The sequence below is a fragment of the Raoultibacter phocaeensis genome (genome assembly GCF_901411515.1).
Lineage (GTDB): Bacteria > Actinomycetota > Coriobacteriia > Coriobacteriales > Eggerthellaceae > Raoultibacter > Raoultibacter phocaeensis.
The window spans coordinates 1,852,379-1,865,251 of the sequence record NZ_CABDUX010000002.1 but is presented as its reverse complement, the minus strand read 5'-3'; the positions used below and the strand labels follow the sequence as shown (position 1 = coordinate 1,865,251).

Sequence of the window (12,873 nt, the reverse complement as noted above, 5' to 3'; positions counted from 1 at the left end):
TGTGCTATGATGGGGCTGCCCAGGACAGGCAAGCGCAGGTACGGCAGACGATGCGGAGGCACACCATGCTCGAAACGGTCGAACTCGGATTGGACAAGCTTTCGAAAGCCGAATACAAGCCCATCCACGACGAGCTGGTCGAACGCCTCGTAGTCTTGCAGCAGGAGGCGCGCGCTTCAGGCGTGGGCCTCGTGGTTCTGTTCGAAGGCTGGAACGGTGCGGGCAAGGGAAGCCGCATCTCGGACTTGCTGTACAACCTCGATGCCCGGGCGACCTCGGTGCACGTGACTCCCGATCTCGACATCGAAGAAGCCCGCATGTTCGCTACGCACTACGAGGGCGTGAGCGGCTACTATCCGCTCATGCAGGAGTTCTGGCAGGCGCTCGGGCCCCGCGGCGACATCACGTTTTTCGACAGAGGCTGGTATTCGAAGGCCTTGCAGCACATGCTCTACGTCGAATTCGGCGAAGCGGCCGAAGACCTTACGTCCGCGAAGCTCAAGCAGGGAAGCGGCGCAGCGGCGGTTGGCGACTACCTTTCGTCGGTCGAATCGTTCGAGCGTCAGCTCGTCGACGACGGCTATGTGGTGGTGAAGTTTTTCCTTCACGTGTCAAAGGATGCGCAGTGCAAACGGCTGACGAGGCTCTACGACGATCCGGAAACGCGGTGGCGCGTGAGCAAGAAAAAGCTCAAGAGCGTCGAGAATTACAAGCAATCCTACAAACTCTACGATCGGCTGCTTGAGGGAAGCGACTTCTCGTTTTCGCCCTGGGTGCTCGTAAACGGCGAGGACAAGAGGCGGGCGAACCTCGACATTGCCGCGACGCTCATCGGCGCACTCGAAGTGGCGCTCGGGCGTACGAAGGATCCGGCAGCTGAGAAGGCAGCCGAGAGGGCGCAGGCGAATTCGGGAGGTGCGTTTGAGCAAGGCGATCCGCGCGCCCGAAGCGCCGATGAGGCGCAGGCCGTCTTCGCAGCGGCCGAGCGCGAGGCAGAGGCCGCATCGAAGCTCGCGCCGATCGTTTCGCGTTTCGAGATCGCATCCGATATCCCGCACCTCGACGAGGTGGATCATACGCTCGTTCTCGAGGAGGATGAGTACCGCCGCCTGCTCAAACACGAGCAGAAGCGGCTTGCCGCGCTCGAGCAGAGGATGTATCTTTCCCGCATTCCCCTCGTGGTCATGTACGAGGGCTGGGACGCGGCGGGAAAGGGCGGTGCCATCAAGCGCGTCGCCCAGGCGCTCGACGCGCGGGCCTACACGATTTTCACGAGCCCCGCGCCCACGAAGCCGGAGCTCGCCCATCCGCACTTGTGGCGGTACTGGACGAGGCTTCCCAAAGCGGGCCATGTGGGCATATACGACCGCAGCTGGTACGGGCGCGTGCTCGTCGAGCGCGTAGAGGGTTTCGCTTCGGCAACGGAATGGTCACGCGCTTATGACGAAATCAACGAATTCGAACGCGAGTTGACGAAATGGGGCGCGATCCTCGTGAAATTCTGGGTCGATGTCTGTCCGGACGAGCAGCTCGCCCGTTTCGAAGCGCGCGAGGCCGATCCCGCCAAGCGATGGAAGATCACCGAGGAAGACTGGCGCAACCGTGAAAAGTATCCGCAGTACAGAGCTGCGGTTGAAGATATGTTCAGACTGACGTCGACACGAGACGCCCCCTGGACCGTTCTCGAGAGCGACGATAAGCGCTTCGCGCGGGTAAAATCGCTTCAGGTGATCAACGAAGCGTTAACAGAGCGCTTGCGCGAAAAGTGAGACCGCGTTACTATGGTCGCTGTATTATTTTAGACGCGCTCGGCACCGCGAGCCGCGGTGTTCGAACAAAAGGGGTTTAGTGCAATGGAAACATTCTTCGGGACTATTCCGATCGAGGCAGTCTGGGTTATCGTCGCCATCATCGTCCTCATCATCGTTATCTTCATCGCCAAGGGCTTCTTCGACGAAATGAAGAAGTAATGATTCCGGCCATCGGCCGTGGATATTACGTACAGAAGAGCGTTGCGCCCTCGTTTCGGGGGCGTTTTGCTTATTATGGAATCGAACTGCAAAGGGGAGCGTTGGCGCATGGGTGCACGACGCTTTCTTGTTTTACGCGAGATGCTACTGAAAGGTCTGTATGACTGACAACCGGCACAACCAAGACGCTTCCCGGGCGCGCCATGTCCGGTCTGACGCGGGCGCCGGGATGCCGCGCGAGGCTCGTTCGCAGCAGCAGTCCTCGGGTGTTCCCCATGGGGGCCGACCCCGCCCGAGCGGACAGCCCCGTCCGAGCGTGAACCAGCGCAGCCAGCAAGGCTTTGCGCAACCCGCCGGTGCACCCCAGGGCTCCGCCCAGACGCCGGGCGCCCGCTACGGGCGCGACATCGTGGGTAAGAAGGGCGGCAAGCAGAAGAAGGGCGGCCCGTGGCGCGTGGTCTTCTGGATCGCGCTCGTCGTCTTCATCGGCGCGCTCATCGCACTCGGCGTGATCGCGTTTTCGTATTGGCAGGGCCAGGACAAGTACAATTCCGTGGCAGCCGCTGCGTTCGAGGAGCCCGCCGACATCGACGCCGTGGCGCTTTCCGACGTGGTGATCGATTGGGATGCCCTGCGTGCCATCAACCCCGATACGGTGGGGTGGGTCTACGTGCCGGGCACCATGGTGAACTATCCGATCGTCCACACCGACAACAACGACACGTACCTGAAGACCGATTTCTACGGCGAGACGAACTGGCTCGCTTCGTACGGCGCCATCTTCTTGGCGGCGGAAAACACAGCCGACTTTTCCGATGCCAACAACATCGTGTACGGCCACCACATGAACGACGGCTCGATGTTCGCGCAGTTCGCAGATTTCCGCGACGAAGGCACGTTCAACGCGCACCGTACGGTGTATATTTTCACACCCGAGCAGAACTACAAGCTCACCACGTTCTCGCTCGTGGTGGTGAACGCAAACGATCCGCTCGCCCAGCCCTCTTTCGCCGACGAGGCGGAAATGCAGGCCTATATTCAGGACAAGATCGACCGCAGCACCGTAGCGCCCGATTCGGCAACCGTGGCGGTCGAGGATGTCGAGAAGATGTTCGCGTTTGTCACCTGCGCCGATTATTCGGCCACGAACGATCGAATCGTGCTGTTCGCGAGCGTTGCCGACAGCGCCGTGCCTGCGAATGCCGCGGGTGCTGCCGAGGGCGGTGAGGGCGGCTCGATCGATCCCGAGGATGCAGCGGCCGCCGAAGGCGCTGCGGGTGATGTCGCGTGAGCACGGCGGTGATGCCCGGGGAGCGCCCCGATAGACTCGAAGAGGAATGCGCGGTGTTCGGCGTGTTCGCGCCGGGTGAAGACGTTGCCCGCATGACGTGCTACGGCCTGCAGGCGCTGCAGCATCGCGGGCAGGAAAGCGCGGGCATCGCGGTAGGCGACGGCGAAACCGTCATGGTGGCGAAAGACCTCGGCCTCGTGACCCAGGTGTTCGACGAGTCCACGTTAGCTGCACTCGAGGGCTTCGTCGCCGTCGGCCACGCGCGCTACTCGACGAGCGGGCGCGCTGCCTCGTGGGAAGCTGCCCAGCCCCACATATCGGCAATCGACAACGTGCTCATCGCGCTTGCGCACAACGGCACGCTCGTCAACACGAACGAATTCCGCGCACGTCTCATCGACGAGGGCGTGCAGTTCCGCTCCGGAACCGACAGCGAGGTGGCTGCTAAGGCCATCGGTCTCGTTACGCGTAAGACGCACCATCTGCGAAGCGGCATCCAATGGGCGATGGAATCGCTCGAAGGGGCCTTCGCCATGGTGCTCGCGAGCCCCGATTCGCTCTATGCGTTCCGCGATCCGCACGGCATCCGGCCTCTGTGCATCGGAGAGCTTCCCGATGGCCGCGGGTGGGTCGTTTCGAGCGAAACATGCGGACTCGACATTGTGGGTGCAACCTACGTCCGCGATGTGGAACCGGGCGAAATCGTCCGGTTCAACCGCGAGGGCATGCATGCAGAACAGGCAGTTTGCCCGAGGGATTACGCGGCGTGCATCTTCGAGTACGTGTACTTCGCCCGTCCCGATACCGTGCTCGACGGCATGAGCGTCTACCAGGCGCGACGAAACATGGGACGCGTGCTCGCCAAGGAGGCGCCCGCCCATGCCGATCTCGTGCTCGGCGTACCCGACTCGGGGGTGCCTTCGGCCATGGGGTTCGCGTTCGAGAGCGGCATTCCGTACGCCGACGGCATCGTGAAGAACCGCTACGTGGGCCGCACGTTCATCGAACCGACGCAGTCCATGCGCCAGCTCGGCATCCGCTTGAAACTCAATCCGCTGCCGTCGGTCATCGCGGGCAAGCGCCTCGTCGTCATCGACGACAGCATCGTGCGCGGCAACACCTCGAAAAAGCTCGTCGAGATGCTGCGCGAAGCGGGCGCCGCCGAAGTGCATCTGCGCATCGTGAGCCCCGAGGTTTTGTGGCCGTGCTTCTACGGCATCGATACCGACACGCGCGACCAGCTCATAGCCGCCAACATGACCAACGAGGAGATGCGCTCGTTCATCGGCGCCGATTCGCTCGCCTTCATTTCGCTTCAGGGCTTGCGCGACTGCATCCATCCGAACCATAATGGGTTCTGCGAAGCGTGCTTCTCGGGCAAATACCCGATAGCCATTCCATCGTGTACGAGCAAGAAGAGTTTTTTGACCAAGGCCGACCTGTCCGAGTTGACTCGGGCCGATGGAGCCGAGGTTTCGGATTGAGGATAGGAGCCTGTCCGTGGTTGCGATTGCGGTCGCGGATGGGCGGGCGCTCGGCTTGTGAGCCGAGTGCGGTACGAGGGATAGGTAACAAGGAGAAGAGATGACTGAGAGAATCACCGTAAGCGCTGTCGAGCGGGACGATGCGCCTGCCATGCCGAGCTGGGCACAGAATCCGACGACCTACGCGCAGGCCGGTGTCGACACCGCCGAAGGAGCCCGTGCCGTCGATGCTATCAAAGACGCGGTGCATGCGACGTACCGCGACGAGGTGATCGGCGACATCGGCGGGGTCGGGGGTTTGTTCTCCATCGCAAAGGCTAAGAACATGGCCGATCCGATCCTCGTGTCGGGCACCGACGGCGTGGGTACGAAGCTCAAGGTCGCCCAGCTTGCGGGCAAGCACGATACGGTGGGCATCGATCTGGTGGCCATGTGCGCAAACGATATTCTCGCAACCGGCGCCGAGCCCTTGTTCTTCCTCGATTACATCGCCATCGGCAAGCTCAGGGCCGAAGCGGTTTCCGAAATCGTTTCGGGCATTGCGGAAGGTTGCAAGCAGGCGGGATGCGCCCTTATCGGCGGAGAGATGGCCGAGCATCCTGGCGTTATGGATCCCGACGACTATGATCTGTCGGGTTTCTGCGTGGGCGTGGTCGACCGTCCCGAGATGCTCGATCCTGCGCGCGTGCAGCCGGGCGATGTGCTTATCGGTCTTAAATCAAGTGGCCTGCATTCCAACGGCTATTCGCTCGCCCGCAAGGTGTGCGTCGAAGGCAAGACCCATTACGAGCTGCGCCTTGAGCGCGACGAGCTCGACGGCATGAGTGTCGAGGATGCGCTCTTAACGCCTACGCGGATCTATGTGAAGCCGGTGTCCAAAGCGCTCAAAGAGAATCACAAAGCCGTCCGCGCGCTCGCCCACATCACAGGTGGCGGCATTTCCGAGAACCTCGATCGAGCGCTGCCGGAAACCGTGGATGCCGAAGTGGAGCTGGGTTCCTGGGATGTTCCCCCCATCGCGACGTTCGTGTGCAAAGCGGCCAAGCTCGATGAGGTCGAGGCGCTCAAAACCTTCAACATGGGTCTTGGCATGGTGCTCATCGTCGATCCCGCTCGGGTGGAGGCTGTCGAGGCATCGCTTGCCGCCGCAGGCGAGAAAACCTATCGCGTCGGTCGCATCGTCGAAGGAAGCGGCACGGTCGTCTACGCGAACGAAGGCGCGCTGTTCGCCGGAGGCGATGAGGGCGAGAATGTGGAAGCCGGGCAGGAGCAGGCATGACGGTGCAGTGCCAATCCTGTAACTGCTTTGTGGTCCAGACGGTGCGATGCGTCGGGTGCGGCAATGCTCGCTAACAGCGACGAGTACATGGAGCTTCTCGCATCGGTTAAGAGCGAGATCGCCGAATCGCGACATCGTGCGGTGCTGAAGGCAAATGCCGAACTCGTGAGCATGTATTGGCGTATCGGGCGGTCTATTAACGATCATGCACAGTGGGGCAGCAAGTTCATCGAAACGCTGTCGAAAGACGTGAGGATGAGTTTTCCCGGTACGAAAGGGTTCTCGGTGAGGAACCTCAAGTATATGGCGAAATTCGCTCGTGAAATCGATTTCGAATTTGTGCAACAGGCTGTTGCACAAATTCCCTGGGGCCATATCACGTGTATTCTCGATAAGACCATATCGGGCGCACAGCGAAACTGGTACATCGAGGCAACGATTCGAAACGGCTGGAGTAGAGCGGTACTGACCCACCAGATCGAGGGCGATCTTTACGGCCGGCAAGTACTTGCGGAAAAAGTCACCAATTTCGGAAAGCGTCTACCGAGTCCAGAAAGCGATTTGGCCGAGAAGGCTATGAAAGACCCCTATATCTTCGATTTCATTACTCAGCGCGAAACCATGGCTGAGCGGATGATCGAGGATCAGATGGTGAAAAACATACAGGCACTGCTTCTTGAGCTCGGAACGGGATTCGCCTTTATGGGCAACCAGTACCATCTTTCGGTTGCGGGGCAGGATTTCTATATCGACCTTCTTTTCTACAACGTTAAGCTTAAAAGCTATGTCGTAATCGAGCTCAAGGCTGGGTCGTTCAAACCGGAATATGCCGGGAAGCTCAATTTCTATCTCTCGGCAGTCGACGACCTGCTGCGCAACGAGGGGGACAGCCCGAGCATAGGGCTTTTGCTCTGCGGAGAAAAAGACAATGCAATAGCCGAGTATTCTTTACGGGATATGGACAAACCGATCGGCGTCAGCGAATACAGGCTGACGGGAACGCTGCCGAAAGATGTTGCAAGCGTGTTGCCTTCGCCTGAAGACCTGCTGAAGCGCATCGCATCGGTGTAATATGAAAACTGTACGAAGAAGGGAACAACAGTGACCGATAAGCTGAAGATCGGCGTGCTCTTGAGCGGCAGCGGCACGAACCTTGCTGCGATCGTCGATGCGATCGAAAGCGGAAGCCTCGATGCTGAGGTTGTGCTCGTCATCTCGTCCAGGCCCGATGCGTACGGGCTTGTGCGCGCAAAAGAGCACGGCATTCCCACGTGCTCGCTCAACAAGGATGTCTATGCCGATCCTGCCATAGCAAACGAGATCATCGCGGCCGAGCTTAAGCGCGCGGGCGCCGAATACGTCGTGATGGCCGGCTACATGCGCAAGCTCACCGATGAGGTGCTGCTCGCGTTTCCCGATCGCGTCCTGAACCTCCATCCGGCGCTTTTGCCTTCGTTCAAAGGGGCCCATGCCATCGAAGAGGCGTTCAACGCGGGCGTCAAGGTCACAGGCGTCACGGTGCACTTCGCCAACGCCGAGTACGATAAAGGTCCGATCATCGCGCAGCGCGCCGTCGAGGTCCGAGAAGACGACACGCTTGAGTCGCTTGAGGCTCGCATCCACGAAGCAGAGCACGACCTGTATCCCGAAGTGCTGCGCTGGCTCGCTGACGGACGCATTTCGATAACCGACGAGAGAAAGGTGCGCATCAGTGCTTAGAGAAACGCTGACCCGGATCATCCAGAACCTTGCCGAAGACGAGGTTCCCGTACTCACGCCCGAGGACTTCCCCTGCTTTTCCGCGGAGGCAACCGAGGGAAACGAGCACATCTCGCCCGACTACCTCGATATCATCGCGGCAAGCCTGAACAAGTCCGATATCGCCACGTTCGAACGTGCAGCGCGGGCGATGGACGAGGGCGAGCTTGCCTGGCTCGGCTTCAAAGTCGTTTACGACAGCGCCGAGGCGGTTGCGAACACCGACAACGAGGTGACGAAGAAGTACGGCGATGTCGGCTCGGCCGATGGCGAGCCGCTCGTGTTCTTCTGCAGCGATGCGAAGGAATGCGTCGCCTCGCGCCCGTATTCGCCGCGCGATCTCTTCCAGATGAAGGATGCCACGCGCGGTCCCTCGATGCATAACGAGCAGTTCGAGGGCCTCACGTGGACGAGCGTGCCCCTGTTTGATTCGGTGCGCGTATGGCTGCTCGGCGCGAGTGACGCGTCGAGCGAGGTTGCCGCGCTCGCCGCGCACGTCGGCTTCGAAGTGTGCGTGGTGGACTATGATCCCGCCTACGTGAACGAAAGCCGTTTTCCGAACGCACAGCGCATCGTGCTTCCCGGCGGAAACTTCGATGCTCTGGGCGAACTTGAGGCCGATTCCGCAGACTACGTGTGCGTGCTCACGCGCGGGCACATGTTCGATCCCGAGGGCTGCGTCTGGGCGCTTGAGCACAACGTGCGCTACGTGGGGCTCATGGGGTGCGCGGGCAAGAACAGCCGCGTGTACGAGCTTGTGCGCGAAGCCGGCATGACCGACGAGCAATGGGAGTTCGTAAAGCGTCCTATCGGGTTGAAATTCGGTGCGAAGACGCCGGCGGAGTTGGCCATCGCCATCGTCGCCGAGCTCGTCGACGTCAGGTACCGTGAACGTTACAGTGAAGAGGCGCGTGCGAAGCACGAGGCCAGTTTGGGAAGGAGTTAAGGTGGAGGATCCAAAGGTAGCGCGAGTACTCATCTCGGTCACCGACAAGAGCGGGGTGGTGGAGTTCGCTTCGGCACTTGCGACCGAATTCGGCTGCGAGATCATCTCGACGGGAGGTACGGCCCGCGTGCTCGCCGATGCGGGGGTACCCGTCACGCCCATCGACGACGTGACCGAGTTTCCCGAGATGATGGACGGGCGCGTGAAGACGCTGCATCCGAAGGTCCACGGGGGCCTCCTCGCCCGGCGCGACAATCCCGATCACATGGCCGAGGCAGCCGAGCATGGCATCGAAATGATCGACATGGTGGTCGTGAATCTGTATGCGTTCACGAAAACCGTCGATTCGGGTGCTGATTTCGCCACCTGCATCGAGAACATCGACATCGGAGGACCCTCGATGCTCCGATCTGCTGCGAAGAACTTCGAATCGGTCGCCGTGGTCACCCGCCCCGATATGTACGACGAGATTCTCGACGAGATGCGCGAAAACGGCGGCGCCACAAAGCGCGATACCCGTTTGAAGCTTGCGCTTTCGGTGTTCGAGACGACGAACGCCTACGACGGCTCCATCGCTACGTGGCTGGCCGGCCAGATCGCGGGAGAGACGGATGCGAAGTTCCCCTCGCGCATCGACCTTGCGCTTTCGAAGGTGCAGGGGCTGCGTTACGGCGAGAATCCGCACCAGGAGGCGGCTTTCTACCGCCGCGATGCGTACAGCAACGCCGCGCACAGCCTTGCGAACGCCCGCCAACATCAGGGCAAAGAGCTTTCCTACAACAATTACCTCGACCTCGATGCCGCATGGGCGGCCGTGCGCGAATTCGATGAGCCCGCCTGCGTCGTCGTCAAGCACCTTACTCCCTGCGGCGTGTGCGTCGACGAGGATATCGTGGCTGCTTACAAGAAGGCCCACGAGTGCGATCCGGTATCCGCCTACGGCGGAGTGATGGCGTTCAACCGCCCGGTCACCTCCGACGTCGTGGTGGCGATCTTCGAGAACAAGCAGTTCGTCGAGGCCATCATCGCCCCCGAGTTCGCGGGCGATGCGCTCGACATGTACCAGTCGAAGCCCAACGCGCGTCTGCTTTCCACGGGCGGCGTGAACCCCGCGGGCGGCGAGGTGGAATTCCGCTCGGTCGAGGGAGGCCTGCTGTGCCAGGACTCCGATGCGGTCGCCGAGGATCCCGCCGATTTCACGGTGCCGACCAAGCGTCAGCCCACCGAGGCCGAGATGGAAGAGCTCCTCTTTGCGTGGAAGGTCTGCAAATCGGTCAAGAGCAACGCGATCCTCATCTCGAAGGGCCATGCGACGGTGGGCGTAGGCGGCGGCCAGCCGAACCGCGTGAACTCCGCGCGCATCGCCGTCGAGCAGGCGGGTGAGAAGACCAAGGGCGCCGTCGCCGCGTCCGATGCGTATTTCCCGTTTCGCGACGGTCTCGATGCGCTTGCGGAAGCGGGTATCACCGCTGTCATCGAGCCAGGCGGCTCGATCCGCGACGAGGAGGTCATCGCCGCGGCCGACGAGCACGGCATCGCGCTTGTGTTCACGGGGCACCGCCACTTCAGGCACTAAGCCCGGGCTTCTCGCGGGACCGCAGCGCGGCCCATGCCATGACGTAGGGTCGCAGGACTGCCCGCGGCGCAACGCCCTATCGCAAGTCCGTCGACCACTCCGCGGTCGCGGCGCACGGCGCGACGGGGGCCCGGGCGGCGGAGCGGACCGACAGCTCGCTGCCGTGTCTCAGCCAACCTGCGAAGCGGCCGGATCATCGCGATCCGGCCGTTTTTGTGTTCCTTGGCGATACGCCTCCATATCCTCTAAGGCGCCTCCGCCGCCAAACCGGATCGACACCCGCCAGTTCGGAGCACTCTCAAGTGCCGAATCGCCGGGTTGTGCCATGCGATGCCGTGCCGGTTCTGGTTCGACATCGGAAAATCCGCCGGATGCACGTTTTCCTTCGATGTGTTGCGGAATCAGGCTCCCGGGTCGCCCCGGAGGCCAGCCAGTGGCTCCTGCCGCCGACGAGCGATCGGCTACAGAGCTGTGGTCGGGGGATTCGCCCGAGTTTGCGGGAACAACTTCACGCCCGCGCTCCCTAGGCGCAACACAAGAGGAGGAAACCGTGCAAAAAAGGCGCACCAGCAAACGCCGTCGTCTCGAACGTGCGCGTGCACCCGTACCTGCGGCGCGGCCCGCGCTGGCCTGCCTCGGGGCCCGTCGCCGGCGTCCTCCGAGCGCGCCGGCGGCCGCATCGTGGGCAGGCGCCCGCTTTCAATGTCCCAGAAAGGGTACTATGCCAACCCCGGTCTGACAGCGGGGCATGCTCTGGTTCCAACATCGTGCCATATGACACGATGTTGGAACCAGGTTGAAAAGGTACCGCAGGGACACAAGCTTCTGACGTGGGGTTATCGACAGTTCGGTTTTCAAGCCGTTCTTTCCGGGCGATTTTCAGAACAGAAATCGTGCCATATGGCACGATCCCGGCACGACCTTAAGTACGATCCCGGCACGACCTTAAGTACGATCCCGGCACGATCCCCGGCACGCAGTCCCGGTGCGTGTGGCCCCCGACCGCACGCCCTCGTCCCCTTCGCGCTCGCCGGTTCGGCCTCGTGGATGCCCTGCGAGCGCTTGTTGCGCAGTCGTTGCTTGCCCGACGGCGAATCGGGCCATACACTCAAAGGATGAACAAACCTGCGCATGACAGAGTGAAGGTGTTTCGCAAGCTCGGGTCCCGCCTGATGGCTTGGATGAAAAGACCGTTTACGAGCCTGTACCGCATCGCGCTTTCGATGCTTTTATTCGGTGGCCTCTGCCTGGTTCTTCCTCCTTGGATCGGACTCGTTCTGTTCGCTCCCATTGCCGCCGCACTCGGTGTCAAGGTTGCCTATGCGGTTCGCACCATCGTATCGCTCGATCTCGTTGCGCTCGTCGACGAGGAGGGAAAGCCCTGCCTCGAAACGCACGACGATCGCCTGCAGCGGGCCTGGGCGCTCGGATGCGGAGCCGTTACGGTATCGCTTGCGCTCTCGCTTTTCCTCAAAGCGCTCTTCGGGACCTTCACGCAGATCGCGATTCCCGAGGCGATCACAACGTACCTTGTGTTCACGGCAGTGCTCGTAGGCGGGTTTCTTTTGTTTTACTTCCTCGCACTGCGCTTCGATAAGACGGTGCTTCGGGGGCTCACGAGCATCACGGTCACGCTGCCTGCTTTCTTCATCGTCGTCGTGGTGGCGAGCATGCTGCTTTCGTGGGCGATGCAGGCGCTCGGGGCAATCGGCATATCGGCCGAGGGGATGCTGAAGGCGGGATTCGATTGGCTCTACGACGTGCAGCGCATCCTCGGCATGGCGACCGACTACTTCCTCAAGCAGGATTCGGTGATCATCGCCGCGTCGATAGTGCTTGCGGCGCTTTTGCTGCTTCTGTACACGTTCTCGATACCGTTTTACTGGATGCGCAGCGTATCTCGCTGGCTTAAGGGCATCAGCCTTGTGGCGGCGGCGTTCGGCGCTGCCGTCATCGTGTTTGCAGGCGTATGGCTCACCGACGTGCAAAGGTTTGCCGCCGAAAGCGCAACAGGCCAGCTCGCCTCGGCAATCGATGCGAGTGTGCTCGACAGCCAAGTCGATTCGCTTTCCGGATACAAGACCGAAGACCTCATAGCGCTCATCAAGGCGTTCGTACTGCCCTACACCGTAGGCGTGTTCGTGGCGAACGCGGTCGTCGCACTGCGCAAGGGCAAGGCGAAGGAAGTATCCAACGCGATCATCGACGCCTTCGCCGCCGACGGTTCGGTCGATGAAAGCAAGCTTCCGCTGCTCAAGAAGCGCTATCTCTACTACGGGGGCAGCCAGACGCTGTGGGATATCGCGCTGCGCTCCATCGGACACGACATCCCCTTGCCCCACCCGTTCGCGCCGCGCAAGCTCACCCTCGAAGAGCGCATAACGGGCGTGCTCAAAGATCCCGCTCCGCCGACGGAAAAAGGGAAGGGCCCAGACGACGCGGATGCCTCGGCGGGTGCATAAGCTTTGACGAAGCGTCCGCTTCCACGCCCGATGAGCCGTGAATCAGGCCGAACGCCCGGGCCGCCCGTTCGGCGGCAGATACCCCATCTGGCGCATAACCTATGGCG

Annotated in this window: 9 protein-coding genes; all 9 read left to right on the top strand. The window is 61.4% G+C overall.

Annotated elements, in window-relative coordinates; translation table 11 throughout:
- Nucleotides 1-65 precede the first annotated feature (65 nt).
- The 9 genes from FJE54_RS15810 to FJE54_RS15770 all read left to right on the top strand — a co-directional run bounded on the left by FJE54_RS15810 (nt 66) and on the right by FJE54_RS15770 (nt 12,766).
- A complete protein-coding gene (locus FJE54_RS15810) occupies nt 66-1,769 on the top strand; it encodes a polyphosphate--AMP phosphotransferase (RefSeq protein WP_139653735.1) in 1,704 nt (567 codons plus the stop codon).
- Nucleotides 1,770-2,130: 361 nt separating this feature from the next.
- Nucleotides 2,131-3,261, top strand: coding sequence for a class B sortase (srtB, locus tag FJE54_RS15805; protein WP_255467467.1), 1,131 nt, complete (start codon nt 2,131-2,133; stop codon nt 3,259-3,261).
- Nucleotides 3,258-4,745 (top strand): amidophosphoribosyltransferase, encoded by a 1,488-nt coding sequence (purF, locus tag FJE54_RS15800; RefSeq protein WP_139653734.1) that lies wholly within the window; start codon nt 3,258-3,260, stop codon nt 4,743-4,745. The genes srtB and purF overlap by 4 nt, the downstream gene beginning before the upstream one ends.
- A gap of 100 nt (nt 4,746-4,845) precedes the next feature.
- The gene (purM, locus tag FJE54_RS15795) at nt 4,846-6,024 is read left to right on the top strand and encodes a phosphoribosylformylglycinamidine cyclo-ligase (protein WP_139653733.1); all 1,179 of its coding nucleotides are present in this window, start codon (nt 4,846-4,848) and stop codon (nt 6,022-6,024) included.
- A 63-nt stretch (nt 6,025-6,087) separates the two neighbouring features.
- On the top strand, nt 6,088-7,095 hold the full coding sequence (locus FJE54_RS15790) for a PDDEXK nuclease domain-containing protein (protein ID WP_139653732.1): 1,008 nt from the start codon (nt 6,088-6,090) through the stop codon (nt 7,093-7,095).
- Between the two features lie 30 nt (nt 7,096-7,125).
- Nucleotides 7,126-7,743: a phosphoribosylglycinamide formyltransferase gene (gene purN, locus FJE54_RS15785; protein WP_139653731.1), complete on the top strand. Its 618-nt coding sequence runs from the start codon at nt 7,126-7,128 to the stop codon at nt 7,741-7,743.
- Complete coding sequence (locus FJE54_RS15780) at nt 7,736-8,728, top strand: XdhC family protein (protein ID WP_139653730.1); 993 nt, start codon at nt 7,736-7,738, stop codon at nt 8,726-8,728. The genes purN and FJE54_RS15780 overlap by 8 nt, the downstream gene beginning before the upstream one ends.
- Nucleotide 8,729: 1 nt before the next feature.
- Nucleotides 8,730-10,304, top strand: coding sequence for a bifunctional phosphoribosylaminoimidazolecarboxamide formyltransferase/IMP cyclohydrolase (purH, locus tag FJE54_RS15775; protein WP_139653729.1), 1,575 nt, complete (start codon nt 8,730-8,732; stop codon nt 10,302-10,304).
- A 1,181-nt stretch (nt 10,305-11,485) separates the two neighbouring features.
- A complete protein-coding gene (locus FJE54_RS15770; RefSeq protein WP_180326787.1) occupies nt 11,486-12,766 on the top strand; it encodes a hypothetical protein in 1,281 nt (426 codons plus the stop codon).
- Nucleotides 12,767-12,873: the final 107 nt, after the last annotated feature.

What these genes read in the sequence shown, in the direction of transcription:
- FJE54_RS15770 (WP_180326787.1), top strand. Translation starts at nt 11,486, where the DNA reads ATGAAAAGACCGTTTACGAGCCTGTACCGCATCGCGCTTTCGATGCTT.
- srtB (WP_255467467.1), top strand. Translation starts at nt 2,131, where the DNA reads ATGACTGACAACCGGCACAACCAAGACGCTTCCCGGGCGCGCCATGTC.
- FJE54_RS15810 (WP_139653735.1), top strand. Translation starts at nt 66, where the DNA reads ATGCTCGAAACGGTCGAACTCGGATTGGACAAGCTTTCGAAAGCCGAA.
- FJE54_RS15790 (WP_139653732.1), top strand. Translation starts at nt 6,088, where the DNA reads ATGCTCGCTAACAGCGACGAGTACATGGAGCTTCTCGCATCGGTTAAG.
- purM (WP_139653733.1), top strand. Translation starts at nt 4,846, where the DNA reads ATGACTGAGAGAATCACCGTAAGCGCTGTCGAGCGGGACGATGCGCCT.